Annotated in this window: 31 protein-coding genes; 17 read left to right on the top strand and 14 right to left on the bottom strand. The window is 65.1% G+C overall.

Going from position 1 to position 25613, the window contains the following annotated elements:
- Positions 1-138: 138 nt before the first annotated feature.
- From BH95_RS21035 to BH95_RS21005, 7 genes are all read left to right on the top strand, one after another.
- Positions 139-618, top strand: a complete 480-nt coding sequence (locus BH95_RS21035; RefSeq protein ID WP_019665201.1) for an Asp23/Gls24 family envelope stress response protein — start codon at positions 139-141, stop codon at positions 616-618.
- A 14-nt stretch (positions 619-632) separates the two neighbouring features.
- Positions 633-908 (top strand): Asp23/Gls24 family envelope stress response protein, encoded by a 276-nt coding sequence (locus BH95_RS21030; RefSeq protein WP_020110402.1) that lies wholly within the window; start codon positions 633-635, stop codon positions 906-908.
- Between the two features lie 19 nt (positions 909-927).
- Entirely contained in the window at positions 928-1152 is a 225-nt protein-coding gene (locus BH95_RS21025) for a hypothetical protein (RefSeq protein WP_037159151.1), read from the top strand.
- Positions 1153-1178: 26 nt separating this feature from the next.
- Entirely contained in the window at positions 1179-1379 is a 201-nt protein-coding gene (locus tag BH95_RS21020) for a DUF2273 domain-containing protein (protein ID WP_037109731.1), read from the top strand.
- Positions 1369-1713 (top strand): Asp23/Gls24 family envelope stress response protein, encoded by a 345-nt coding sequence (locus tag BH95_RS21015; protein ID WP_244165075.1) that lies wholly within the window; start codon positions 1369-1371, stop codon positions 1711-1713. The genes BH95_RS21020 and BH95_RS21015 overlap by 11 nt, the downstream gene beginning before the upstream one ends.
- Positions 1710-2588 carry a hypothetical protein gene (locus BH95_RS21010; RefSeq protein WP_037183919.1) on the top strand — a complete coding sequence of 293 codons (879 nt, stop codon included), beginning with the start codon at positions 1710-1712 and terminating at the stop codon, positions 2586-2588. The genes BH95_RS21015 and BH95_RS21010 overlap by 4 nt, the downstream gene beginning before the upstream one ends.
- A 250-nt stretch (positions 2589-2838) precedes the next feature.
- A complete protein-coding gene (locus BH95_RS21005; protein WP_052060204.1) occupies positions 2839-3489 on the top strand; it encodes a DUF998 domain-containing protein in 651 nt (216 codons plus the stop codon).
- On the opposite strand, the gene BH95_RS21000 is transcribed toward BH95_RS21005, so the two are convergent.
- On the bottom strand, positions 3424-4161 hold the full coding sequence (locus BH95_RS21000) for an EAL domain-containing protein (protein ID WP_020110407.1): 738 nt from the start codon (positions 4159-4161) through the stop codon (positions 3424-3426). The genes BH95_RS21005 and BH95_RS21000 overlap by 66 nt on opposite strands.
- A complete protein-coding gene (locus BH95_RS20995; RefSeq protein WP_033190268.1) occupies positions 4161-5402 on the bottom strand; it encodes a PucR family transcriptional regulator in 1242 nt (413 codons plus the stop codon). Before BH95_RS20995 ends, BH95_RS21000 begins: the two co-directional genes overlap by 1 nt.
- Before the next feature lie 267 nt (positions 5403-5669).
- On the opposite strand from BH95_RS20995, the gene BH95_RS20990 reads away from it, so the two are divergent.
- The 4 genes from BH95_RS20990 to BH95_RS20975 all read left to right on the top strand — a co-directional run bounded on the left by BH95_RS20990 (position 5670) and on the right by BH95_RS20975 (position 9012).
- Positions 5670-6827, top strand: a complete 1158-nt coding sequence (locus BH95_RS20990; RefSeq protein ID WP_037183918.1) for an epoxide hydrolase family protein — start codon at positions 5670-5672, stop codon at positions 6825-6827.
- Positions 6828-6938: 111 nt separating this feature from the next.
- On the top strand, positions 6939-7307 hold the full coding sequence (locus BH95_RS20985; protein ID WP_037183917.1) for a YciI family protein: 369 nt from the start codon (positions 6939-6941) through the stop codon (positions 7305-7307).
- 11 nt (positions 7308-7318) lie between these two features.
- Complete coding sequence (locus BH95_RS20980; RefSeq protein WP_037183915.1) at positions 7319-8542, top strand: RNA polymerase sigma factor; 1224 nt, start codon at positions 7319-7321, stop codon at positions 8540-8542.
- 101 nt (positions 8543-8643) lie between these two features.
- Complete coding sequence (locus tag BH95_RS20975; RefSeq protein ID WP_037185386.1) at positions 8644-9012, top strand: VOC family protein; 369 nt, start codon at positions 8644-8646, stop codon at positions 9010-9012.
- A gap of 18 nt (positions 9013-9030) precedes the next feature.
- Here the strand turns inward: BH95_RS20975 and BH95_RS20970 are convergent, their stop codons facing one another.
- On the bottom strand, positions 9031-10341 hold the full coding sequence (locus BH95_RS20970; protein ID WP_033190265.1) for an NAD(P)/FAD-dependent oxidoreductase: 1311 nt from the start codon (positions 10339-10341) through the stop codon (positions 9031-9033).
- Between the two features lie 84 nt (positions 10342-10425).
- Here BH95_RS20970 and BH95_RS20965 point away from each other — a divergent pair, with 84 nt between their 5' ends.
- On the top strand, positions 10426-11343 hold the full coding sequence (locus tag BH95_RS20965) for a LysR family transcriptional regulator (RefSeq protein ID WP_230594030.1): 918 nt from the start codon (positions 10426-10428) through the stop codon (positions 11341-11343).
- A gap of 9 nt (positions 11344-11352) precedes the next feature.
- Here the strand turns inward: BH95_RS20965 and BH95_RS20960 are convergent, their stop codons facing one another.
- Positions 11353-11865: a hypothetical protein gene (locus tag BH95_RS20960; protein ID WP_244165074.1), complete on the bottom strand. Its 513-nt coding sequence runs from the start codon at positions 11863-11865 to the stop codon at positions 11353-11355.
- A gap of 39 nt (positions 11866-11904) precedes the next feature.
- Positions 11905-13341 (bottom strand): malate dehydrogenase (quinone), encoded by a 1437-nt coding sequence (gene mqo / locus BH95_RS20955; RefSeq protein WP_244165073.1) that lies wholly within the window; start codon positions 13339-13341, stop codon positions 11905-11907.
- A gap of 67 nt (positions 13342-13408) precedes the next feature.
- On the opposite strand from mqo, the gene BH95_RS20950 reads away from it, so the two are divergent.
- Positions 13409-14317, top strand: a complete 909-nt coding sequence (locus BH95_RS20950) for a LysR family transcriptional regulator (RefSeq protein WP_037183907.1) — start codon at positions 13409-13411, stop codon at positions 14315-14317.
- Positions 14318-14351: 34 nt separating this feature from the next.
- On the opposite strand, the gene BH95_RS20945 is transcribed toward BH95_RS20950, so the two are convergent.
- The 4 genes from BH95_RS20945 to BH95_RS20930 form a co-directional block, all read right to left on the bottom strand.
- Complete coding sequence (locus tag BH95_RS20945) at positions 14352-14918, bottom strand: DUF6188 family protein (protein ID WP_037183904.1); 567 nt, start codon at positions 14916-14918, stop codon at positions 14352-14354.
- Positions 14915-15670: an LLM class flavin-dependent oxidoreductase gene (locus tag BH95_RS20940; protein WP_037185383.1), complete on the bottom strand. Its 756-nt coding sequence runs from the start codon at positions 15668-15670 to the stop codon at positions 14915-14917. Before BH95_RS20940 ends, BH95_RS20945 begins: the two co-directional genes overlap by 4 nt.
- Positions 15671-15752: 82 nt before the next feature.
- The gene (locus BH95_RS20935; protein WP_244165072.1) at positions 15753-16322 is read right to left on the bottom strand and encodes a hypothetical protein; all 570 of its coding nucleotides are present in this window, start codon (positions 16320-16322) and stop codon (positions 15753-15755) included.
- Between the two features lie 41 nt (positions 16323-16363).
- The gene (locus BH95_RS20930; protein ID WP_019665173.1) at positions 16364-16624 is read right to left on the bottom strand and encodes a PLD nuclease N-terminal domain-containing protein; all 261 of its coding nucleotides are present in this window, start codon (positions 16622-16624) and stop codon (positions 16364-16366) included.
- A gap of 143 nt (positions 16625-16767) precedes the next feature.
- Between BH95_RS20930 and BH95_RS20925 the strand changes: the two genes are divergently transcribed.
- On the top strand, positions 16768-17340 hold the full coding sequence (locus BH95_RS20925) for a nucleotidyltransferase family protein (RefSeq protein WP_037183900.1): 573 nt from the start codon (positions 16768-16770) through the stop codon (positions 17338-17340).
- A gap of 10 nt (positions 17341-17350) precedes the next feature.
- Here the strand turns inward: BH95_RS20925 and BH95_RS20920 are convergent, their stop codons facing one another.
- The gene (locus BH95_RS20920; RefSeq protein ID WP_019665171.1) at positions 17351-17881 is read right to left on the bottom strand and encodes an SWIM zinc finger family protein; all 531 of its coding nucleotides are present in this window, start codon (positions 17879-17881) and stop codon (positions 17351-17353) included.
- Positions 17878-19680, bottom strand: coding sequence for a DEAD/DEAH box helicase (locus BH95_RS20915; protein WP_037183899.1), 1803 nt, complete (start codon positions 19678-19680; stop codon positions 17878-17880). The genes BH95_RS20920 and BH95_RS20915 overlap by 4 nt, the downstream gene beginning before the upstream one ends.
- Positions 19681-20044: 364 nt before the next feature.
- Between BH95_RS20915 and BH95_RS20910 the strand changes: the two genes are divergently transcribed.
- Positions 20045-21265 carry an ATP-binding protein gene (locus BH95_RS20910; protein WP_037183898.1) on the top strand — a complete coding sequence of 407 codons (1221 nt, stop codon included), beginning with the start codon at positions 20045-20047 and terminating at the stop codon, positions 21263-21265.
- Between the two features lie 6 nt (positions 21266-21271).
- Here the strand turns inward: BH95_RS20910 and BH95_RS28365 are convergent, their stop codons facing one another.
- Both BH95_RS28365 and BH95_RS20905 read right to left on the bottom strand, forming a co-directional pair.
- On the bottom strand, positions 21272-21433 hold the full coding sequence (locus BH95_RS28365; protein WP_244165071.1) for a glyoxalase superfamily protein: 162 nt from the start codon (positions 21431-21433) through the stop codon (positions 21272-21274).
- Between the two features lie 27 nt (positions 21434-21460).
- Entirely contained in the window at positions 21461-22045 is a 585-nt protein-coding gene (locus tag BH95_RS20905; protein ID WP_020110426.1) for a TetR/AcrR family transcriptional regulator, read from the bottom strand.
- Between the two features lie 79 nt (positions 22046-22124).
- Here BH95_RS20905 and BH95_RS20900 point away from each other — a divergent pair, with 79 nt between their 5' ends.
- Both BH95_RS20900 and BH95_RS20895 read left to right on the top strand, forming a co-directional pair.
- Positions 22125-22736 carry an NAD(P)H-dependent oxidoreductase gene (locus tag BH95_RS20900; protein WP_033190254.1) on the top strand — a complete coding sequence of 204 codons (612 nt, stop codon included), beginning with the start codon at positions 22125-22127 and terminating at the stop codon, positions 22734-22736.
- Positions 22737-23019: 283 nt separating this feature from the next.
- Positions 23020-23706 carry a methyltransferase domain-containing protein gene (locus BH95_RS20895; protein WP_037183897.1) on the top strand — a complete coding sequence of 229 codons (687 nt, stop codon included), beginning with the start codon at positions 23020-23022 and terminating at the stop codon, positions 23704-23706.
- 16 nt (positions 23707-23722) lie between these two features.
- Here the strand turns inward: BH95_RS20895 and dnaB are convergent, their stop codons facing one another.
- A complete protein-coding gene (gene dnaB / locus BH95_RS20890) occupies positions 23723-25120 on the bottom strand; it encodes a replicative DNA helicase (RefSeq protein WP_027498586.1) in 1398 nt (465 codons plus the stop codon).
- Between the last annotated feature and the right edge of the window lie 493 nt (positions 25121-25613).

The following is a 25613-nucleotide window of genomic DNA, read 5'->3' as shown; positions in this document are numbered from 1 at the left end:
CCACCTGGACGAGATGCATTCGACACCGTTGTACCAGCGAACCATGATTGTGATGCACATCACTATTTTCGGACGTGCGCTTTCTCGACTTCGCTACGACCTACTTGACGTCACAATCGATTCGCGAGAGGACAGAACATGAGCACCCAGACGCTGGACAAATCGACAGACGCCGCATCCGGAACGGCTGCCAAGAGCGCGACCACCACGTCCGCACTGGTCAGCACCACCGGACGCACCACCATCGCCGACACCGTCGTGTCGAAGATCGCCGGCATCGCCACCCGCGAGGTCCAGGGCGTCCACGACGTCGGCGGCGGCACCTCCCGCGCCATCGGAGCGCTGCGCGAGCGCATCCCCGGTGCACGCGTCAACCAGTCGCAGGGTGTGTCGGTCGAGGTCGGCGAGCGTCAGGCCGCCGTCGACATCGACATCGTCGCCGAGTACGGAGTGTCGATCGCAGACCTGGCGTCGGGCATCCGTCGCAACGTCATCACCGCCGTGGAGCGGATGACGGGCCTCGAGGTCACCGAGGTCAACATCGTCGTGCACGACGTCTTCCTCGACGAGGGTGACGACGAGTCCGGGCAGGAAGTGTCCGGGACGCGAGTTCAGTGACATCAGGACCCGATATGAGCGCACCCGACGTCTCGGAAGTCATCGCCGACGTGGTGACGGCGACGGCGGGCGTCGCGGGTCTGCACGGCGGTATGTTCGGTGAAGCCGCGACATACCTGCCGGGCAGGCGCGTCTCCGGCGTTCGGATCCGTGAGGACGGCAGCGTCGACGTGCACGTGATACTGCGCGCGGGCAGCCCGATTCCGGCCACTGCCGACGCGATCCGAACGGCCGTCGCTACCGTGGCCGACGGCCCGGTTCACGTCACCGTCGAGGACGTAATCCGCTGATGATGCGGTCCACTCACGCATGAGCCGTTCGACCGAACACACCGCCGCCCGCCGCGCGGTGGCCAGGAAGCACCATCCGGACGTCGGCGGCGACCCGGCTGTGTACGCAGCCGAACTCGCCGCCGTCGACCGAAGGTTCTCGCGCGCGCCCACCACGATTCGTCGGCGCACGTGGAAGCACTTCTACCGCAGGATCTTCGGGCCCGCAGGGCGGCTGCGGTCCAAACGTTACTTCGACATCTAGCCCTCACATCTAGCAGGAGCATCATCATGACGACGTCCACCATCGGTTTGTTCGTAGGACTTCTGTTGGCCATTGCGGCCGCTGCCGGCGGATTCACCGGGTTTCTCTTCGCCGTGATCCTCGCCGTCGTCGGTTTCGCCGTCGGCCGCTACATCGACGGCGAACTGGACGTGTCGATGTTCCAGAGCCGCGACGCGTTCTCGCGTGGCCGCCGCCATGACCGCTGACGAACGAGGCCACCTCGAGGTACGAGTTCGAGCCGTCACCCGCATCGCCGAGATCACGGCGAGCCGGGTGGACGGCGTGGAACCCGTCCCCGGTGGCCTCACGTCGAAAGCCCTTCCGCGCGTGGAGGCAACTGTCCGAGACGGAAAAGTCCGGGCGACGGTCGAAGCCGCCACGCGATGGCCGACGCCCATCGCCGACGTCGCTGCGAGAGTGCGAACCAGCGTGGCGGACGACCTTCGACAATCGAGCGGGCTGGAGGTCGACACCGTGGATGTCGTGATGCGTTACGTTGCGCCGGAGAAAGTCACGAGTTCAGGAAGGCGAGTCGAATGACCACACAGGTATCGCCGAAGGCGGCGCCTCGCGCGAGTGCAGTCGCCGTGGTTCTCGCGCTGGCCCTCTGTGTCGTCGGCGTCGTTCTGGGTCGCGACGCGTCGATCGAGTTCGGTCTCGTCGACGGTGCACCCTGGATCGCGCCTGCGATCGACTGGCTACTCGGTGTCACCGTGCTCGGTGCGATGCTTCCGATCGGCATCGTCGCCGCGGTGATCGGGCTGGTCCTGCTCGTCTGTGCCGTATTGCCGCGCAGCCGAACTCACCGACCGTCGGGTTCCGATGGCGTCTGGATCGCCAAGGGCTCGGCGCGGGTCCGAAGTTCGTCGATCGGTGTCGGCACCGCCACTGTCGATCGTCTGGTCACCGCGCTGGTCGGCCTCGTTCTCGGCGCAGCCGGATTGGCGGCTGCCGCATGGGAACGCGACCGGCTGCCGCAGTTCGCGCACGACGCCAGGCGGACGGTCGAGTCGTGGAACCCCGCCGGGTGGGCAGGCACGTCGTGGTGGCCGTGGGCGCTCACCGGCGCCACCGTCGTCGTATCCGTCGCCGGGCTGTACTGGCTGTGGGCACACCGGCCCCGGCGTGCCGCCTCCCTGATCGGCAGCGACGACGCCAGGGTGGACCTGACCTCCGCCGCGCAGAACGCGGCCGCCGCATTGGCGTCGTCACCCGGGGTTGATGCAGCCAGTGGTCGAGTGGTGGACACCGGCACGGGCCGCCTGCTTCGAATCTCTGCCCGCGCGAGCGATGCGGGCACACCGTCCGCGGACCTCCTCGCGTCGGCGGTGGCCCTCCGCGAAACCTGTGCCGGCGCCATGTCCGGCCTCGAGGTGGACACCCAGGTGCTGATTCAGCCGGGTCGGGCCAGGTAGTCGAGGACGAGGGCATCCTGAGAATCGATCAGGTGCTCTGGGCAGGTGGGCGTCGACGAGAAGAGCCGTCGTTCGGGCTGCACTCTCAGGTTGGGCACGTACAGTCACGCCATCGTCCGTACAGCGTTCGCCGAACGCCGGCTCGCCACGAAGAGAGTTACCTATCGCCTCACCGACATCCACACACGACGCCCATCACGCTGCCGCAGGAATCGCGTGGGTCCTGTGCTTCGCCTACTTGCTCGCGGAAGTGTTCACCGCAGCAGCGTGGAGTACCCCGTACAGCTTCGAGGACAACTCGATCAGCTCACTCGGGGTGACGACGTGCCAGGTCGGTTCCTGCTCACCCCTGCACGACGTCATGAACGCCGCGTTCGTTGCCCTGGGAGTCCTGACACTCGTCGGAGCACTGTTCCTGCACCGCCACATCAGAAGTGGGCGAGTGAAGAAGGCGATCCTGTCACTGGCCGTGATCATCGCGGTCAGCACCGCGGCGACCGGACTCTTCCCCGCCGACGACGGAACCGTCCTGCACTGGGCCGCCGTGCTGCCCGGCTTCATCGCTCGGCACGTGGTTCTGGCGTTGATCGCCTGGCACTTCTGGCGTGAGCGACGAGTGGTCGCACTCTGGTCCGCGGTCTGCGCGCTCGTCGGTGTCGTCGGTGCGGTCCTGATGCTGGCGCAGACATTCGGATTCGGCCTGGGGGAACGCCTGGCGCTCTACCCGATGCCCACGTGGATGGCCGTCACCGGCACAGCAGTACTCGTCGCGCTGGCCCGTCGAACGGTGTTACGGCGATTCGACGCACGATGGCTGCATGTCGTCTTCCGCGCGTCAGCCGAATCGAGCCCGAAGATCGGCGCCCGCAGCAGCGGCGCCGAACAACCAGCCCTGCCCTAGCGTCGCGCCGAGGCCGAGCGCCCGCACCCGATCCCGCTCGGATTCGATGCCCTCCGCAAGGATCACTGCACCGGTGGACGCGACGTACCGTCGGACTGCCGACAATGCGCGCATGCTTCCGAACGCACGGGGCCGGCGCAGCACCGACGCATCGAGCTTCACGATGTCCGGCTCTACGATCGGCAGCGCTTCGAGAGTGCCGCGGTTGGCACCGACGTCGTCGAGAGCGATGGAGAATCCCCGCCGTCGGGCCGACGTCACCATCGAGCGGAGCCTGTCCGCGTCTCCGACGAGACCGCGTTCGGTGATCTCGAGAACCACCCTGCCGTCGCCTTCCAGGGCGTCGAGGTGCGCCTCGGTGCGTTCGATGTCCGTGATTCCCGACGGCTCGTAGTTCAGGTACAACGCCAGTCCGCGCCGCAGATCCGCCGAGCGTGCTTCCTTCAACGCCGCGGCACGGCAGGCGAAGTCGATGTCCGACACCACACCACGCGTGCGCGCGAGAGCGAACACCTCGGCTGGATCGACCCCGACGACCGTCGGCCACCGAGCGAGCGCTTCGACTCCGACGACATCACCGGTCCGCAACGCGACCACCGGCTGGAAGCACGGAACCATGTCGTCGATCGCGACGAGTGCGGCGCGAGCGGACAGAGACGTGACCGGCGCCATCACACCGATCTCTTCGGGTCGAGCGAGTCCGCGATCAAGGCAGCATGGAGCGATCGGAGTCCGGACGACTTCATCGGATCGATGCCGGTGATCTGCTGAATTCTCTTCAACCGGTAGTCGACGGTGTTCGGATGCACCACAAGCTGTTTCGCTGCTTTTTTACGGTTGGCCTCGGTGGAGACGAACACCTGAAGGGTCGGCAGCAGATCCGGTACGCGCCGCAGTGGATCCAGCATCCTCTCGAGGTGGCGACGGCCGACACCCGGCCGCGCGATCTGGAACTCCAACGCCAAGTCGGCGATTCGATACACGCCGGGTCGATAGTCCAAGCGCTGCACCAGCCTGAGCAACTCGTAGGCGTTCTCGGCGGCAGCTGCGATGCGCGACGCCACCGATACCGCCGCCGAGGCGGACACGGGGACTTCGCCCGCCTCCGTCAACCGGGTGATCAGGGATTCGACGACACCGGCCACCGGATCCGGCACGAGGATCGTTCCGCCGGTTGCACTGAGGATCGCCAGCGGGGGCTCGGCAGCGTGGAAGTCGGCGAGCGCGGACCGTATCCGTTGCAGTTTGCGCGTCGCCGCTGCCTCTCGCGCGACAGGGGCGCCCACCTCGTCGGCGTGCGGAGGAAAGTGCACCGCGACGACTTCGTATCGCTCGGCGAGCTCGGTGCCGTACCTCTCGGCGATGGACGGGGCACTCCGGTCTCCGGTGAGCAGGGCGGTGACCAGTGCCTGCGTCTGGTCCTGACCCTGCGCGGCCACGGCCTTGTATTCGTCGAGATATCCCGAGGAGACCGCCTCGGACACCACGTCGAGCAGACCGAACATCAGCACGGCGCCGTCGACGAGCGCGCCGTGCTCACCGTCCACCGCGCGCCCGGCGATCATGCGAAGGCATCGCGAGAACCCTTCGTGGAACGCGTGCTGGATGGCGGCCAGTGGAACGCCGAGTCGAGCCCACTTGCCCGCGGAGCGGCGCAGACGGCCGAGCGCCTCGGTCGACGGTTGTACGCCGCTATCCAGAACGTCTGCCGCCAGCGCGACGCATTCTGCGGTCACCTCGGCGACGACAGTCCGGCCGGACCTCCCGGTCAGCTCACGACACTGGGTGGTGTCGAGCACGTGGTCGATGATCTTCTGCGTCGAATCCCGCGCGACTCGAAGTTGGTGGGATGCCGGACGTCCTCCCAGGCTCAGTCCCTCTGCCGAATCGGAGGACACCATCGTGGTTGCCATACGCTTCTCACCTTCCGAAACGTTCGGGGCGGCCGGGGCCTCCGCTGTTGTCGTAGAAGGTCACGATAGAGCAACAAACGGACCGAGAGAATGTTTGGGTGCCGAAACGCGGATCCAGAGTTGGATTCGAGGACTTGTACTCACCCCTTCGGCCCTGCAGTTGTGACGAGTCCCCAGCAGAACTGGACATATTCACATTTCAACAATGCGCACGAGTTTCAGAATCACGGACCGAAGATGTCCGCAATCCGCTCTAGCTTGAGCCGCATGGACATCAGCGACTTCACCATCGACGTACCGCAAACGGACCTGGACGACCTCACCGCCCGCCTGACGCGCACCCGCTTCCCGAACGGCCACGCAACCGGATGGGGAACGGGGACCGACCTCGACACGATGCACCGCCTCACCTCCTACTGGGCACAGGATTACGACTGGCGCCGCGTCGAAGCGCGACTGAACGAGTTCCCACACCATCTCGCCGACGGCACCCTGCATTTCATCCATGCCCGATCCGATCGTCCGGACGCCCGACCGATACTGCTGCTCCACGGGTGGGGAGACTCGTTCGCCAAATACGTAGGAATCATCGACGCGTTGCGCAACCCCGTGAACGCCGACGCCCCGGCGTTCCACGTGGTGGTGCCGTCCCTGCCCGGATTCGGGTTCTCCGAACAGCTGCCCGACGGCGACGCGGGTCCGGAGACCACGGCCGCACCGCTCGTCGCGCTGATGGAGACCCTCGGGTACGACCGGTACTTCGTCCACGGCGGCGACTGGGGCAGCGTCGTCGGCCAGGAAGTGGTGCGCGCGAACCCGGACCGCATTCTCGGATTGCACCTCACGGACATTCCGTTTCCCAATTTATTCATGGTCGACCGAGTGTCCGTCACCGACGACGAGAAGGCCTTCCTGGACGCGCTCGACTCGTGGAGCGAGAACGACGCCGCCTACGTCTCCATCCAGTCGTCGAGGCCCTTGACACTCGCCTACGGTCTCAGCGACTCGCCGGTCGGCCTCGCCGCCTGGATCGTCGACCACTTCGGTCGCCTCTCGGACTCCCTACCGAGCGACGAGGACCTGATCACCAACGTCATGACCTACTGGGTGCGCAACTCCATCCACTCCTCGACGCGCCTGTACAGCGAAGGCGCAGCCTGGGACGAGGAGAGCGGCGATCAGGACCGGGCAGATACCGAAGACTGGGCAGATACGGGAGACTGGGACCCGGTCATCCACGTTCCGACGGCAATCGCCGTGTTCCCCAGAGACATCGGCCGGCCACCGCGCGAATTCGTGGAGCGCTTCTTCGACGTCGTCCGCTACACGGTCCACCCTCGCGGTGGACACTTCGCCGCCCTCGAAGTGCCCGAACTCGTCGTCGCAGACATCCAGGCCTTCGCCGGGAATCTGGAGGTCGAGTAGGCCGGCGTACGGATTCTCGTTACGTGTCGATTTCGAGAACCCTCGATCGTCATGTCTACGTACAACCACGAAGATCCGGTACAAAATGGACATCGACGCTAGGAGAGACACATGCGCTACACCCTGATCCTCAACAATGCCGAGCCCGAGGAGGGCGTCCTCGACCAGGAGACGATCGCCCAGATGCAGGAGGCGTTCGGAGCGTACGGCCGCGCACTCGAGTCCGCCGGTGTGCTCATCGCCGCGGAGGTTCTGACGTCCAGCTCGTCCGCCAGAACGCTGTCTCTGCGCACCGGCGAACTGCAGGTTCAGGACGGCCCCTTCGCGGATACGAAGGAAGGCGTCGGCGGTGTCTTCGTGATCGAGGTACCCGACGAGGACGCCGCGCTCATGTGGGCCGAACGGTGCCCCGGCGCGCAGTACGGAGTGCTGGAAGTTCGAGCGGCCGCCACCTCGTTCGTCGACGGCGCGTGGACCTGAGAGGCCGACCGATGAGTGCAGTGCAGGAGTCGGCCGAACATGCTGTGCGCACGTCGTACGGCCGGCTCCTTGCCCTCCTCGCATCCGCGGACGGCAACATCGTCGCCGCCGAAGATGCCCTCGCCGACGCCCTGGAACGGGCGCTGACCACCTGGCCACGCGACGGCGTGCCCACCGATCCCGACGCCTGGCTCCTCACCGCCGCCAGAAACAAGCGTCGGGACGTCTGGAAATCGGCGGCACATCGAACCTCGGTAGCGCTCGATCCCGTGGTCCACGCCGAATCGCGTCTCGACGACATCGATGTCGATGCGCTGCCGGACAAGCGGCTCGAGCTGATGGCCGTGTGTGCCCACCCCGACGTCGACCGTGCGGTCAGGACACCGCTGATGCTCGACGTCGTGCTGGGGTTCACGGCCAAGGACATCGCGCAGGCGTTCGCGCTACCCGCCTCGACGATGGCGGCACGCCTGGGCCGAGCGAAGAAGCGCATCCGGGATGCGCACATCCCGTTCGAACTACCCGATCGGAGTGCCCTGCCGGCACGGGTCGACGCGATTCGTGAAGCCGTGTACGGCGCGTTCGCGATCGACTGGAACTCCTCGGGATCCGAAGTGCGAGAAAACATGATCGGTGAGGCGATGCACCTCGCCGAGACACTGTGTGCAGTGTTGCCGGAGGACGCGGAGGCGCACGGGCTTGCCGCATCGATCGGACTGTCCGCCGCTCGGATGCCGGCACGCTGCCGAGACGGGGTACTGGTTCCGTTGGCCGAGCAGGACTTTCACCTGTGGGACGCAGACCTGTTGCATCGCGGGGAGCAGCATCTCGTCGCGGCACACCGCCTGGTGGCCGCAGGCTCCAGTGCACTCGGGCGTTTCCAACTGGAAGCAGCTGCCTCTGCCGTGCACTGTGGTCGCCGAAAGACCGGCCGAACAGACTGGACCGCGTTGCGCGAATTGTATTCCGCACTACAGACATCGGCACCGACAGTCGGCAGCGCCGTTGCGCTCGCCGTCGTCACCGCAGAAACCGACGGCGCCCTCGCTGCACTCCGTCTGCTCGATCGAACGAACGGAACCGAGCGATTCCAGCCCGCATGGGCGGCGCGCGCTCACCTGCAGGCTCAGCTGGGTAACGTCGACTCCGCCCGATCCGCCTACGAGAAAGCCATCTCCCTCACCGCAGACCCTCCCACCCGTGCCTATCTGGACAAACAGTTACGTCGGCTGTGAAACCGAGGCGGATTCACAGTCCTTTCGTGCACCGCGATGATTTCCATCGCGCCGTCGAGTCCACCTCTGCGCAAGGACAAACATAGACCTTGGAGGTAACCATGACCGAGGCACATGTCACCGGAGTGAGAATGGTGGCGATACCCGTCGCCGACCAAGACCGTGCAATCGAGTTCTACTCCGTTGCACTGGGTTTGACGAAGTCCGCGGACCGCGTGATAGAGGAACTCGGATCGCGTTGGGTGCAGATGAGCGCTCCCGGTATCGAGATCGCGCTACTGACGGAGTACCCGGGATTCTCCGCGGGCCGCGATACCGGCGTGCGGTTGGTGACAGCGGACGCCAGAGCCCTGCACGCCCACCTCGTCGGGCACGGGGCGAAGGTGAACGAGCTTCTGCTCTGGGAGGGGCTGCCGCCGATGTTCGAGTTCGACGACATCGACGGCAACACCCTCTACGCAGTGCAGTGAAAACAATCGGCCTTGCTCCTAGGCTGCTTCGCGGTCCTCGTGCTGTTTCGCCTGCGTGAGTACGGCGGATCTGTCCGTGTACTGAAAATGCGGGCGCTTGTCTCCGATGTACGAGCTCATCCACGACACCACGGCCACGTAGCGGTTGCGGAAGCCCACCATGTACATCAGGTGCACCGCCAACCACATGACCCACGCGATGGGACCCGACATGTCGACCTTCCCGAACAACCGCACCACTGCGCTGAACCGGCCGACGATCGACATGCTTCCCTTGTCGGTGTACGCGAACGGGGTTCCGGCGTCCGCCTTTCCGGTGATGACCTTGGCAACGTGGCGGCCCTGCTGCATTGCCACGGGCGACTGACCGGGCAGACCGTTCAACGAGGTCACGTCGCCGATGGCGTAGATGTCCTTCGCCGTACCGACGGTCAGGTCGTCGTGGACGAGAAGCCTGCCGGCACGGTCGGTCTCGCAGCCGGTGCGTTCGGCGAGCGTGGCCGCCAGATCGCTGGCCTGCACGCCGGCCGACCAGATGACGGTCTTGGCGGCGATGGTCCGCGACGTTTTCGAGTCCACATCCTGAACCGTGACCGTGTCGTCGACGATGTCGGTGACCATGGCCCCGGTGACCACCTCGACGCCCGACTTCTCCAACTTGGCGCGGGCGTAGGTACTGAGCTTGCCGCCGAACGCAGGCAGCACGTCCTTGACGCCGTCGACGAGTGTCACCGTCACGTCGTCCGGATGGATGTCCGGGAAGGATCCGGCGAAGTACCGCTGAGCGAGATCCCTGATCTGCCCGGCCAATTCCACACCGGTGGCACCGGCACCGACCACGACGAAACTGAGCAGCTCCTTTCTCGCCTCCTGGTCGGAGGTGTGGTGCGCAGTCTCGTAGCAGCGCAGGATCTGCTCACGCAGAGCGACGGCGTCGTCGACGGTCTTGAGAGCGAACGTGCGGTCCTTGAACTCGTCGCGTCCGAAGTACGCCTGCGTCGCGCCCGTCGCGACGATCAATCGGCCGTACCCGATGGTGTGGCTACCGCCCGCGCCGATGTAGGTGACCTGGTGCAACTCGGGGTCGACGTCGACGACCTTGCCGAGCCGGACATCGGCCGATTCGTAACGGGCGAGGATGCGCCGGACGGGTGGAGCGATCTCGCCGGTCGACAGCATGCCGGTCGCTGCCTGGTAGAGAAGCGGTTGGAACAGGTGCTCCGTCGTGCTGGAGACGAGCGAGAACTTCACGCCGGCCTTGCCCAGAGACTTGGCCGCAGCCAACGCTCCGAATCCCGATCCCACGATGACGACCTCGTACGTATCCACTGGTTTTCCTTTCCAATCGAGCAACCACACTCCATGAAACGCCCCGGCCAGTGGTCTATCAACGGGAAATTTGGAATAGTATCGATGAGTAAAACTCATGAATGGAGCGCTGTGGAACTTCGGCAACTGAAGTACTTCCTCGCCGTGGGCGAGGAGCTGAGCTTCTCGCGCGCCGCCGAGCGGTGCTATGTCTCGCAGTCGGCGATCAGCCTCCAGATCGGCAAACTGGAACGCGAGATGGGCGAGTCACTGTTCGAACGGTCGTCGCGCTCGGTCCGATTGACCGTTGTCGGAACACAATTGATGTCCATCGCACGGCACATGGTCGAGCTCGAGCAGTCCGCGCTCGCGTTGACGGCCAGGCGCCGGAATCAGCTGCGCCTGACCGGCAACATGACGTTCGCAGCCAACGCAATCGCCGCGATCGTCCAAGTACGCGAGCGGCATCCGGAAGCCGAGATCGACTTCGTCCTGAAACGATTCGCCGAACAGATCGAAGCCGTCACGTCGGGCGACTGCCAGGTGGCCTTGATCCGAGGCAACGTCGAGCGCTCCGGTCTCGAGGTCACCGAGCTGTGGAAGGAGAACCTCGTCGTCGTACTCGCCGACAGTCACCCACTGGCATCCGGGCCGGATCCGCGACTCGAGCAGCTCGCTCAGTACCCACTGCTCCTCCCCAAGCGCAGCGAGCAGATCCTGTTGCATCGGGTGATCGAAGGAGCCATGAAAAGAAGTGGTCGACGCCTGGCCTTCGGCCCACCCGTCGCCATGGACCACACGGCAAGCGCGGAGTTGCTCAACCACCCCGAATGCTGGTCCATCATCTACGCGAGCACGGCCGAGAGCACTCCGAAGACCGGGCTGGTGTTCCGCACCGAAGCGCAGCGCAGACTGAAACTTCCCGTCTCCGCGGTGGTCGACTCGTCCATACCCCCGACGGACATTCAGAGGGATCTCATTGCCGCACTTGCCGATACGGCGCCGTCTCCGGTGCCACTCTGACGATCGGGGTCACAGGATGCCGGACTCGCGCATCTGCTGCACGACGAAGGCCCCGGAGTAGACGTCGATGTACGTCCGCTCTGTCTGAAGCGGCGAGAACGCAACACCGAACCGAACCGGGCCCGGCTCCGACCTCGACACCGCGATGTCGACCGAGTACCGACCGTCGGGGGTGCTCACATCACCGGCGCGATACAGGTAGTCGGCGACGCCCACCCGAACATCTCGCTGCTCCGCCTTCTTTCCCGTACCGGTGATCTCCCGAAATGCGATGGTGTCCAACCCGACACAGGAGTAGACCCGCGCGAAGACGTCACCCTCCGGGTCCACCCAGCCCCCGCCGAGCGCCCCACCCGCCTGCGACAGCCACTCGTCGGACCACTCGGGAGCGGCCTCTCCCGTCACACGCAGATCCGACGCCACCGCGTCGCTGCAACTGGGGTCGCCCGGCTGCGGCGCGGCGCACCCACCGATCGCAGCCACAGCGACCAGCACCAGCCCAGGCGCGACAACATTCTTCACCGCTTCCACCACCTCATCCCCGACCGACAACGACACTCGTCACCGAAAACCATACCTGTCGGATTGTTCCTGAAGTGCGCCATGGCGTGAGCCGGCAGCAGCCAGCAATGCGTCGAGCCGTGGCTGCCACTCGGAACGATCGTCGGCGAAACATCTCGTCAACACCTCGATCATCGCTGAAGGCGCGACCGATGCACCGGGCGAGGCACCGAGCAGGCCCGCGATCGATCCGTCCCTGCCGGTGACGATCTCCGTGCCGAACATCAGATCACCGCGAAATCTGCTGCGCGGCTTGATCAGCTGAGCTCGTTGACCGGCCTGAATCAGACGCCACTGCGCGGGGTCGGCAGCGGGGTAGAACGTTTCGAGTTCGGCGAACTTGCGCTTCGACGACGCCAGAACCTGCCCGACGAGATAACGGACGAGGGGGAGGTTGCCGATACCGACCGACAACAGAACGGGCAGGTTTCGAAGACGGACGGTACCGAAGAGATCGCGGAGGCGACCGTGTTTCAGCAGGCGGGTGCTGAAGGTCGCGTACGGCCCGAACATGAGCGACGTCGTGCCGTCGACATGCCTTCTGTCCAAGTGCGGCAACGACATCGGAGGCGCACCGAGCGACGGTCTGCCGTAGACCTTCACGCCGTGCCGCGCGACGACCTCCGGGGCATCGGTGTACAAGAACTCGGCGCCGAAGGGAAATACCCCGTACCCGCGGATTTCGGGAACACGAGCCTTCTGCAACAGACGCAGTGCGTACCCGCCGGCTCCGACGAACACGAACCGCGCGCGAACCTCGAACACCCGCCCGGTCGATCGGACTCGACCCGATAGATGCCACAGACCGTCCGACGTGCGGCGCAGACGCGTCACCTCGTGGCCGGTGCGGATCAAGCACCCGCTCGCCTCCATCGTCCGGCCGAGCGATTCGGTGAGTGCGCCGAAATCGATGTCGGTACCACCGGCGTCCCACGTCGCCGCGATCCGCTCGCCCGGCGCGCGACCGTCGACGAGCAACGGCGCCCAGCCGCGAATTCGATCACGATCCTCGGAATACTCCATACCCTGGAACAGGGGGTTCGACTTCAGCGTCTCCCATCTGCGTCGCAGGTAGTCCACATCGGCATCGCCGAACACCACGTCCATGTGAGGCACTGCGTTCAGGAACGACGGATCGAGGTCACCGCTCCGCGTCAGCGAGTCCCAGAATGCCCTCGACACCGCGAACTGCCGTGCGATTTGCTCGGTCCGGGACGAGTCGTCGGCGTCGGGCATGTAGTTGAGTTCGCACAGACCTGCGTGACCGGTACCCGCGTTGTTCCACGGACCCGAGCTCTCGCCGGCCAGCCGGTCGAGTCGCTCGAACAACGCGATCGACCTGTCCGGCAGCACCTTCTGGATCAGCGTTCCGAGGGTCGTGGACATGACGCCGCCGCCGACGAGCGCGACGTCCAGGATTTCCGCATGTGAAGTCATGCCGTCAATGCTGGCGGCGACGAGACCGTTCCGTCCAATGAGATGTTCGAGCAATTATCATCCGGAAATGGATGACTACTCGTTCGACCGCCCGGAGTCCGTAGCGCCTCTGCTCGCCGCCTTCGACGCCGTCGCCGCGGAAGGCCACGTCACCCGCGCGGCCGCCCGGCTCGACGTGCCCCAATCCTCGGTCAGCAGGCGGGTGCACAGCCTCGAGCGCATCCTCGGGTTGGCGCTGATCCAACCGGTGGGTCGCGGGGTCGGTCTGACCGCGTCGGGCCGGGAGTTGTTCGACCGCACCCACCATGTGATGCGGGAACTCGACGACGCTGTCGCCGCGGTGCGGTCCGACGCCGATCCGGACAGCGGAGTCGTCGGGTTCGGATTCCCTCTGACGCTCGGATCGCGTTCGGTGGCCGCCCTTCTGACGGACTTTCATGCACTCGCTCCCCGCGTCAGGGTTCGACTGGTGCAAGCACACGGCGAAGCCCTCGCGGACATGATTCGCGACGGCCGACTGGATCTCGCCGTCATGATTCCTCCGCCCGACGACCTGGACGTGACGGTCCTGGGCAGCCAGCAGATCTTCGTCCACGTAGCGGCCACACACCCGTTTGCGTCTCGTCGGGCACTCGCGGTCGAAGACCTCGCCGACGAAGCCTTCGTGGCCAGCCCGCCGTCGTTCCAGCTGCGCACACTGCTCGACACGTGGTGCGCGGAAGCCGGATTCGTCCCGCGGGTTCCCTTCGAGATCAGTGAGATCGACACCATCGAGGCACTCGTACGAGCCGGGCTCGGGATCGCGCTTCTACCGAAGCCGGAGGTCGCCGTCGCCGGCGTGACGACCGTCCCCTTGACCGGTGACCGCACTCGATCGGTCGGGCTGGCGACAGGCCGACGCCGACCGACAGCTCCCGTCGCGCGCTTCCACCGTCACGTCACCCGACACGCGGATCAGCTCATCGTTCGCCCCTGAGGACTCGGAGCCGGCCTACCCGAGAACTCCGATGTCAGAGAACATGACCCGAGGACAGCTCGATGCCTCGCCCGACCCGAACGACGCTTTCGCGTAGAACCAGATAGGCCGACTCCAGATCCACGTTCGTCGCCAGCAGCGTGCCGTCCGAGAATTGAATCCCACCGTGCTCACCGGAGGAAATACGTACGACTGTCGAGCCGATTGCCGGTGAACCGGTCGGTGACGCAGGCGCGGCGGACGTTTCAGGCGCGTCCAGCGTCTCGATGATGCCTCCGGGAAGGCACAGCACCGTCGCACCGTCCGGCGCGGTGTACTCCCAGGACTCGACTTCCTCCCGGGGAGCTGCGGTGACGGCACTTCCGTCGTCGAACCGCAGCGTCAGCGTGCCGTCCGCAGCCAACTCGGACATCGCGCACCGAGTCGTGAGCAGGGACGTCAGTGCACGCAGCCCCTCGAACTGGTTGTCCTCGTCGAACCGTGTGCCACCGATGTCGAGCTGACTGAACGCCACCGCCGAACCGTCGTCGAAGCCGATACTCAGATCGAAGTCGAGGTGAACGTTCCGCACTGTTGCGTTCTGCACGTCGACACTCGTCACCGGGGAGGTCCACCGGACGCGAGGTGGACGGCGCGCTGGAACACGCCGGCCAGATCGGTTGTCTGCGGACCTGGTTCCAGTACCAGGGTGGTCGCACCAGCCTCTGTGTACTCGTCGAGGTCGTCCACCAGATCCGACACGTACACGACGATGTCGTGGCCCGGCCCACCACCGATGTGGCCGATCGCGTCGCGGACCTGCCGAGGTGTGGTGGAGCTGGTCAGTATCGTCCCGCGGCTCGTCTCGCCGCTCACAGCAAGGGTTTTCGGGCCCGTCGCACCGACCAGAAGTGGCGGAGGCTCCGCCGGCGGCCAATCCAAGCGGACGTTGTCCAACGAGACGTAACGGCCCCGAACGTCGACCGTCTCACCAGCCAACAGACTCGTCAGTGCCGTCATCTGCTCGCGAAGAAGAGTCAGCGGGGACTGCACTCGCGCCCCCACCTGCCCCATCCAATCCTGCACACCGTGACCCAACCCGACCCGCGTCCGTCCCGGGTACAGCCGAGCCAGAGCAGCGACCTCCATCGCCGTGGCCGCGACGTTCCGCAGAGGGGTGGGCAAAACTCCGATCCCGACGTTCAACCGCGGCGTCACCGCGAGAACAGTTGCGGCCATGGAAATTCCCCCGGAGAAGAAACAGTCCTCCCACAGCCAGATCTCGTCCACCCCGGCCTCGTCGGCCGCACGCGCCGCGTCGACGATGGTCTCCGGCGGCAGTTCCGGCCTCAGCACAACACCGAATCGCGTCATCACATCCCTCTCTTCCACTTCATCCTCCACTCCCGCCCCACCGAAGGTCATTCCGCAGGCTCCACTCCCGCCTCACCGAAGGTCAGGGTCGACGCCTACCCAGCAGAAGAACCCCGCCGAAGGCAACGGCCACGCTGACCACGCCGGCGACCCCGAGCCACAGGGTCGCCCCGATCGGAGGGGAATCGGCCTCCAGCACGGTGGGAGTGCCGTAGGAGCGCTCGGCAGCATCGAGCGTCGTACGATCGGTCGTCGGCGCCGTGGCCGAACAGCTGTTGACCTGCAGACGATCCCGCGACGACTCACCGCGTTGGGCGAAGAAGATGTACTCGTCACCGACCGCCAGCGTCGAGCCACACGCGGCCGACTCCGCGGCCGTCGACACCACGGCGTCGGCCTCCACGTCACCGTCGTAGATCTCGCTGACCCGAACGTCGTAGGTGAGTGTGCTGCCGTCGTCGCGGACATCGGTCGCCACCCCGACGAAGACCGCGCCGTCGGGAGACGAGTGCTGTCGAACACGGTCGCTCACCTGAGACAGGCCGTAGGCACACGTGCAAGCCTGCGCGACGGGGGGAGTGATGCCGGTCGCCAACCCTGCCGCCACGGCGCCGACCAACACGACTCGCCCTGCGATCCGCCCCGTACGCACGAGACCAGCGTCGCACGCCACGTCGGCGCAGTCCATGCGACCTACCGCGGACGGTCGGTCGTGAAACTCGAACCGCGACCCCAGACGAACCACACGATCGTCCCCAGAAACGGGAACGCCAGCACGATCAGGACCCAGATCGCTTTGCCCGCGGTCGTGTAGTTCTTCGACTGCAGAATGCTGACCAGGGCGGCGACGAACAACGCGAACGCCGCGACGACAAGTATCAGAATCAGAACCCCGAAACCGAGGCCGAAAACCGTGGTGGCCGTGTCGTCCTGCGCGCTGAGTTCCAGCAACATCGAACGTTCCTTTCGTCGAAGCGGTGATGTGCACTCCACCCTACGAACGCAGGCGCCGTCACACATCGTCGTTGCGATGTACATTCCGTACACCTTCGGAACGACTCGACCCCGACCTCGGGTGCTGTGGCACGATCGGACGAATGGGGCGTGACGACTTTCTGACGGCAATCGAAACCAATCCGGTGGTCGTCGAGATCCTCGAGCGTGGACCAGAACTCGGGCTCACCGACTGGTATCTGACGGCAGGTGGCCTGTTCCAGACCGTCTGGAACCACGTCGCCGGCTCCGATCCTCGAGCCGGCATACGCGATTACGACTTTCTCTACTACGACGGCACGGACCTGTCGTACGAATCAGAGGATCGCGTCATTCGACATGCGGAAACTCTGTTCGCCAGTCTGGGAGTCGACGTCGAGGTCCGCAACCAAGCCCGCGTTCATCTCTGGTACGAAGATCGCTTCGGCGCACCGGTGAAGCCGTTCCGAAGCACGGAGGACGGGATCGACCACTTCGTGTCCACCACCTGCTGTTTCGGGGCCCGCAGCGAGAACGACGGAACGACGACGGTGTATGCACCCCACGGATTCGACGACGTGTTCGCCGGGGTGATCAGGCCGAACCCGCTGCTTCCGATGCGGCACGTCTACGAGTCGAAGGCCGCCCGGTGGACATCGATCTGGCCGCATCTGACGGTTCTCCCGTGGCCGGAGTAGATGCGCCGTCCTACCCGTAGAAGGTCGCCGGGTCGAGGCCGTCGATCGGCAGCCGAGCAGCGTCGGCGTCGGGCGAGCTACTCACCCCGCGCAACTCGACCGCCGATACCGGGCGCTCGTCCATGCGTCGAGCAATCTCGAAGAACACCGCAAGCACGTGCACACAGGGACTGGTTCGTTTCGTGCAGTCGCAGTCGGCGGTCAGCTCGTCACGACTCGGACCGACGGGCATGCCTGCCTTCGACCATTCGGCGTGGACGGAATCCGGCACGTCGCCGGCGGGTAGACCGCGCAGCGCTGCTCGGGCCGACTCCGCAGCGTCGTCCGCCCAGAGGGGACAATGCAGGCTGACGTGCTGGTCACGCGCCCCGAACACGGTTGCTCTGATCGACCCGGCCGAGATCACGACGTCACCGACCTTGTCGTTCCGAACCAGTGATCGAGCCCGAGGAAGAGCTGGATTCGGTCGGGTGATGGACGTCGGCTGCGCCAGCCGTACCCAGTCACGCCCCCACGCGGTGACCCCGAGATCGTCACTCATTGGCCCGCCCCGATCTCGAGCAGCTCGCGAAGCTGACCGTCCGACAGTTTCGCCAGATCGCCACCGATGTCGAGCGTCGCTTCGCTGGTCGCGATGTCCGCAAGGTCACGCTTGTGTCCGTGCATGTCGTCGATCGACTGCTCGAGGGTTCGTTCGGTGAGCAGTGTGTGCACCGTGACGGTCTGCGTCTGCCCGATTCGGTGAGCGCGATCGCTCGCCTGGCTCTCCACGGCCGGGTTCCACCACCGATCGAAATGAACCACGTGCGACGCACGAGTGAGGTTGAGGCCGAACCCGGCCGCGCGCAGACTCAGGATCAGAATCGGTGGGCCGTCGCCCGATTGAAACTCGTCGACCATCGTCTCGCGGGCCGCAGTGGACAGACCGCCGTGCAAGAACGGCACCGGATGTCCGGTGACCTCGTCACCGAGATGCCGGGACAACAACTCGCCGGTCCCGCGATACTGCGTGAACACGAGCGCCGCCTGCCCGTCGTCGACGATCTCCGAGAGCATCTCCGTCACCCGATCGAGTTTGCCTGATCTGCCCTGGATTTCGGCACCGGTACCGTCGACGAGCTCAGGATGATTACAGATCTGTTTGAGGCGAGTGAGCAACGTCAGGATCCGTCCCCTGCGTCCGATCCCTGTCCCGAATCCTTCGGTCAACGAGCTGTCGAGGTGACGCCGATACAGTCGCTCCTGCTCCTGGGTGAGCGTGCAGACCACCGAATTCATCACCTTGGCAGGGAGTTCGGGTGCGACATCGACCTTGCGCCGTCGCAGAATATGCGGCCCCACGAGCTCACGAAGCCGACCCGCCGCGGCGTCGGACCGCTTCTGCTCGATGGAGACGACGAACCGTCGCCGGAAGCGCGCACGTGCTCCCAGAACGTCGGGTGAAGCGAACGCCATCAGGGACCACAGTTCGTCGAGTCGATTCTCCACCGGAGTACCTGTCATCGCGATGCGCAGGTGCGCCTGCAGCCTCCTGGCCGCGCGCGCCTGTTGCGAATCCGAGTTCTTGATCTGTTGCGCCTCGTCGAGAACTACTGTGTCCCAGTCTACTTCCGTGATCATGTCCGCATCGCTTCGCAGCGTCGGATAGCTGGTGATCACGACGGAACCCGGCCCGACGTGCTCGAGGCTCCGCGTCCTCGACGCCCCGTGATGAACGTGAACCTTGATGCCCGGCGCGAACTTGGTCAGCTCCCGAGCCCAGTTGCCGACCAACGACGTCGGGCACACCACCAGGTGCGGCGCATCGCGTCGCAGCGTGAAGACGGCGATCGCCTGCACCGTCTTTCCCAGGCCCATCTCGTCGGCCAGAATTCCCCCGCCGCTCGTTGCCACTGCGTTCATCCAGGCGACGCCTGCCCGCTGATACGGCCGAAGTTCTGCCCGCAGAAGCGTCGGCTCACCCGCCCGCCGATGCAGCGCCGCGTCGACGGTGGACGCTGCAGACCAGATCGTCGTCGTGTCGAGTCCGACCGCCGCGTGTCCGGCAATCGGCAGCGACGAGACGAGGCCCTCCACGTCCCCACCAGCCGCAGCCGCCACTGCTATGCGCGCCCAGACCCGCAGCGACCGACTCGCGCGATCTCCCGGTCGCCACGTGGTGAGCGCAGTGAGCGCGTCCGGCGCGTCCACCAGTGCAACCGGGACCGACAGCGCCTGCACCGATCGGGAGGCGGCGTCGGGCAGTGCGATGGTCAACGACGCCGGCGTTCCTGCAGGTAGTCCGGCCGCGACGGCATCCTGAGAGGGGCTGCCCGTGCCCCACCAGGCAAACTTGTTCAACTCGATCGAGTAGCACGCTTGCAGTGTTCCGGGGAGGTTCGCATCGACCGATGGTTCGTGGGTTCGGGCGTCTACCGTCGTGAAAATGTTCGTGACCTCCGGTCAGGGCACTGTGAGGTCCGACAAACCGCGTCGGACCCAACCTGGTGGGCGGTGAGGGATGGCGGGTTCCGATCGTTCGGCGATCGGCAGTGGGACAGCGCGGTCGGCCACCATCCGTGGGTTGAAGACCGTCGAGAGTAGACCGAAGTGCCGGAGTGTGCAATTACCGATCCGTGCGGCCGGGGTACCTCACTTTTCTCGCATGTCACAGAGTTTCTCGCAGCGATGTACTTACCTGCCGAGTGCCCCTATAACTCTTCCTATGAACAATCCCTACACACCCGAGTCGGGCGAGGTGCCGAGGGAACTGGCGGGACGCGAGAAGTACCGGTCGGCGTTCATCTCTCTGCTCGACGGCCTCGAACGCGGTCATACCGCACGGTCGCAGCTGATCACCGGCATGCGCGGCACCGGTAAGACCGTACTGCTCCGCGAGTACGTCTCGATCGCGCGGTCGAGGCGTTGGGCGATCGTCGACATCGATGCGGTCCGACGGGACGACGACGGATTCCGACGACAACTGGCCTTCGAATGCCGCAGTGCCTTGCTGGCCGTATCCGCCCGCGGGCACTGGGGATCGGAGGCGAAAAGAGCGTCCGGCGTACTCGGCTCGTTCGCCTCGGTGCTCGGAGCGAGCAGCCCCCTCACCGCGGAATGGACCGAGACAACGCCCGGGGCAGCCGACACCGGGCAGCTGTCCGCGGACACGACGGCAACTCTCCTCGCGCTGGGAGAGGCCGCGCGTGCCCACGACACAGGCATCGTCTTCGTGATCGACGAGCTACAGCGGCTCACCTCGGCACAGCTCTCCGCGCTGATCGACACGTTCCATCGTTGCTACCTGCGCGAACTGCCCATCACGGTCGTCGGTGCAGGGCTCACCGATCCCGTCGACGAGATACCGGAGGGCGCGCAGCCGCCGAACCGACCGACAGTGGACGAGGTTCGAGCGCGCGCGGACCGCCTGTTCGAATTCCCGGTTCTCGGTGCTCTCGCCGACGCCGATGCCGCCGCGACGCTGCGCAGTGGAGGGTCATGGACGGACGGAGCGGTCCTGGCCGCGTCGACGATCACGGGGAAATTTCCGGCGCTGCTGCACGCCCTCGGATACGTCGTCTGGGACGCTCGCAACACCGACGTCGTCACCGAGGCCGACATCGAGAACGCCGTTCCCGAATACGAGAAGTTCGTCGACGAGAACTTCTTCCGTCGAAACCTCGGTCGCGTCGACGACGTGGACCTCGCGTACCTGCGCGCAATCGTGGATGCTCCCGCCGAGATCGACACCGCACGAGCCCTCGAACGTACCGTCGCGCAGTGCACGCGAACACGGGCGGGGTTGGTGGACAAAGGGCTGCTGCACATCACGAAGAACAACGAATCGGTCTTCACCACACCACACTTCGAGAGTTTTCTGCTACGAACGATGCCGACACTGGAGGTACCTGCCCGCAAACAGCGCCGTCGACGCTACGACCCGTGAACGGTCTCACCGGTTGGTGTACTCGTCCGGGTCCTCTACTTCGCAGAAACGCAGCACGTTCGACGACGGATCGATCACGGTCACCGTCGGCCCACCCGGCGCATCGATGTCCAGACCCGGCCGCATCGATCGATACTCGGCGGCGTCGAGCCGTTTCTTCCACTTCACGTGCACTCACCTCACGTTCGCGTCGCTCTACGCCCCGCTCCTGCCGGCGACGGCGACGATGGTCTCGGCCAATTCGCCCTTGGCCTGATCCGGGGACAGGTCACCCGTCGCGGCCGCACGAGACAGCGCCTCTGCCGCGCCGAAGATCGCGGTGATCGAGGGTACGGACACCCCCGTCGACGATTGGACGAACGGGGCAAGGATTTCGCGGCACCGCTGCGAATAAGCTTGGTCTGCAGCGCGTTTGACCTGCTCGAGCTCCGGCGATCCTTCCAGCGCAGCGAGTACTCCGGTGAGTTCACGGCCCTGCGCGAGCGTGCACCCGACGTACGAGTTGGCAATTGCCGCGGCACGGCCGTCGAGCGTCGCTTCTGCGTTGTCGAGGTACTCCTCGAGCATGGCCGCCTGACGGTCGTCGAACTCCTGGAAGAGCGCGGCCAGCAGCACCGCCCTGGACGCAAAATGGCTGTACACCACGGGTTTTGCAACTCCCGCCCGTTCCGCGAGCCGACCGAGGGTGAGAGCGTCGGCGCCCTCTGCTCGGACGAGCGCCCACGAGACCTCGATCAATTGGTCGTACCTTTCGGCACGCGACAACCTGGTCCGAGCCATCCACACACCTCCTTGCGCTATGTACCAATAGTAACCTACCTTTGGTACATAGCGTTCTTCGCCCAACGAAAGGATCTCCGTGAGCAGCCTCGTCGTAGTCTCCCATTCCGACCCGAACTCCCTCACCCACCACGTCGCACGCTCGACCATCGACGCACTCGTCGACGCGGGCGACACGGTGGAGTTCGCAGACCTCGCCGCCGAGAACTTCGACCCCCGCTTCACCCGGGCCGACCTGGACCTCTTCCGCGGAACCGGAACCCTCGACGCCGATATAGCGTCCGAGCAGGCCCGCGTCGACCGCGCGGACCACCTCGTCCTCGTCTTTCCCATGTACTGGTGGTCCATGCCCGCTCAGCTGAAAGGCTGGATCGACCGTGTGTTCATCAACGGATGGGCCTTCGACGACAGCCCCGACACCGGGTTCGTCAAGAAACTGGGTCGACTCACCATCCACCTCGTCGCCGTTGCAGCCGACGACGCCGACAGCTTCGGGCGCCACGGCATCGATCAGGCATTCGCCATCCAGATCGAACGCGGCATCGTCGAATACGTCGGGGCAACACTCGGATCCTCGACCTTCCTGCACGAATCCGAAACCAAGAGTCGCGAAACCCTTGCCGCCGAGGTGAACGTCATCGCCGACGCTATTGCATCCCGAGTGTCAGGGCGTGCCACCGTCGATGCATAGAGGTCAGGGGCTGGGCAGCGGCATGGATTGCCCGATACTTCGCCTGTTCGACGGGATCCCGCCGATTCGGCCGGGTATCGGGCAATCCGTGTCGGGCCTTTTCACGGGCTGATGTGTTTCACTGATCAGGTGACCACGTTCGTACAGCTTCGGTGGCGGCCCTGAACCCGCGGCCCTGACCTGTGCACTCCTTCGGCCGCCTCATGTCGGCCGACGATTCTCACCTGTACGTCGCGTTCGTGGTCGACGCCCGAGGTGGCCCCCATCCCGAGAGGACCACCCCATGACCCTCGACGTAGTGATGACCGCAAGATCGTTCGACGAATATCGTGCGATGTTCGGCCTGACCGACTCCGATCTGTCCCGTCGCATCCTCGACTGCCCTGCGGGCGCCTCCGGGTTCACCTGCGAGGCAACCGACCGCGGCAGCGACGTAACAGCCTGCGACGTAGCGTATTTCGCGGACGACCCGGAGGGACTCGCGTCCGTTGCACTGTCCGAGACTGATCGCGGGCACGCATACGTACTCGCGCACGCCGACCACTACGCGTGGACGTTCTTCGCTGGACCCGACGAACACCGAATCGCCAGACACACCGCTGCGCAACAGTTTTCGGCCGATATACGACGGCACCCCGGCCGGTACGTTCCCGGGCGGCTACCATCGTTGCCGTTCAGCGATGCCAGCTTCGATCTGGTGCTCAGCTCCCACCTACTGTTCAGCTACGCGGACACCCTCGACGCCGCGTTCCACCTCGACACGATCGTCGAACTCATGCGAGTCACGTCCCACGAGCTGCGAATCTTTCCGCTCGTCCCGGTCGGGTCGTCGGAGCCCTATCCTCGGCTCGCCGAGTTGCTCGACGAACTGCGCAACCGAAACATTCACTGCCGCACAGCGAACGTCGACTACGAGTTCCAACGGGGCGCCACGCAGATGCTCGTGTGCCACCACGGCCCGTCCAGCTGAACACCCAGCGCGGCGATCAGCCCCTCGCCATGTCCACGAAACGCGACAGGTGCAGCTGGTGAGCCACTGTGATGGTCGCCGTCGGGCCGTTACGGTGCTTACCCAGAATGAGGTCGGCCTCGCCGCCACGGGGGTCGTCGCGTTCGATGGCGTCGGGGCGGTGCAGGAGGATCACCATGTCGGCGTCCTGCTCGAGCGATCCGGACTCACGGAGGTCGGACACCATCGGCTTCTTGTCGGTGCGCTGCTCAGGGCCACGGTTGAGCTGACACACGGCAACCACCGGGCATTCGAGTTCCTTGGCGAGAAGTTTGAGCTGACGGGAGAAGTCCGAGACTTCCTGCTGACGCGACTCGACCTTCTTGCCCGACGACATCAGCTGAAGGTAGTCCACGACAATCAACTTCAGACCGTTGCGCTGCTTCAGACGCCGAGCTTTGGCGCGAATCTCCATCATCGTCAGGTTGGGGGAGTCGTCGACGAACAGCGGCGCCTCGCTGATCTCGCTCATCCGTCGAGCAAGCTTGGTCCAGTCGTCGTCCGTCATCTTTCCCGAACGCATGTCACCGAGCTTGATCTTGGCCTCCGCCGACAGCAGACGCATCACGATCTCGGTGCGGCTCATCTCCAGCGAGAAAATGACACTGGGCATACCGTGCTTGATCGAGCACGACCGCATGAAATCCATACTCAGGGTCGATTTGCCCACACCAGGCCTCGCCGCGACGATGATCATCTGACCAGGGTGAAGACCGTTCGTAATTTCGTCGAGCTCGGCGAATCCGGTGGGCACACCGAGGGAGATACCGCCGCGACTGGCGATGGAGTCGATCTCGTCCATCGTCGGCTGCAGCAGCTCCTCCAAGGGGAGGAAGTCCTCGGAAGTACGACGCTCGGTGACCTCGTACACCTCTGCCTGCGCACGATCCACGACCTCGGCGACGTCCTGGCCGTCCGAACCCGCGTACCCGAACTGCACGATGCGGGTGCCGGCCTGCACGAGCCTGCGCAGGATCGACTTCTCGGCCACGATCTCCGCGTAATAACCGGCGTTCGCCGCAGTGGGAACAGTCTGCGTGAGTGTGATCAGGTACGGAGGACCCCCGATCCGCTTCAGGTCACCGCGACGATCCAGCTCCGCCGAGACCGTCACCGGGTCAGCGGGCTCCCCGCGGCTGTAGAGGTCGAGAATGGCGTCGTACACGCTCTGATGCGCCGGGCGGTAGAAATCGCCGGGACGGAGCACCTCGAGCACGTCGGCGATGGCGTCCTTGCTGAGGAGCATGCCGCCCAGAACCGACTGCTCCGCCGCCATGTCCTGCGGGGGTTGACGACCGAAATCTTCGCCCGGGGCTTCACTGGGCGGCGGCTCGGAGGAGTAGTCCGATTGCCCTCGATCGTCCACAACTGCCACGTGAAGTCGACCGTCCTTTCCCCGTACGAAACCTCGCAGCCGACTACCGCACGACTACGTACCGACACAATTTCTACCCCTCGCCACCGACAAGAATCCCGCACGCGCACCCACGATCGGGCACCTCCGTGCGTCACCCCTTCTGCCGGTGGAGACACGCTGCTGGGACGTTAGGCGCAATCGTTTCCCGTCACAACACAGCCTGTGGATGAACCTGGGGATCGAATGTGGATAGTGCTGAACAACTGTGTTGACCATCTGGGGATAACCTGGGTATAACTTTCCGAATATCGACCATTCCACCAGCTCAAAGGGTGTACATAAACTTTCTGTCCTGTGTATGAATTATTGCGCGGCGTGTCGCCCAAGTTGACAACTCGGGCGTGTTGAGTAAATGCGAAGTGAACAAACCAGTGATTCACGTCACAGTGTCTGGGAACACTCACAAAACCAGTCGTCAGCCCGGTTTCGCTGCATCCCGCCCGAATCCGCG

The organism is Rhodococcoides fascians A44A (genome assembly GCF_000760735.1).
Lineage (GTDB): Bacteria > Actinomycetota > Actinomycetes > Mycobacteriales > Mycobacteriaceae > Rhodococcoides > Rhodococcoides fascians_E.
Note: the sequence above shows the minus strand (reverse complement) of the source record. Positions and strands in the feature narration are given on the sequence as shown.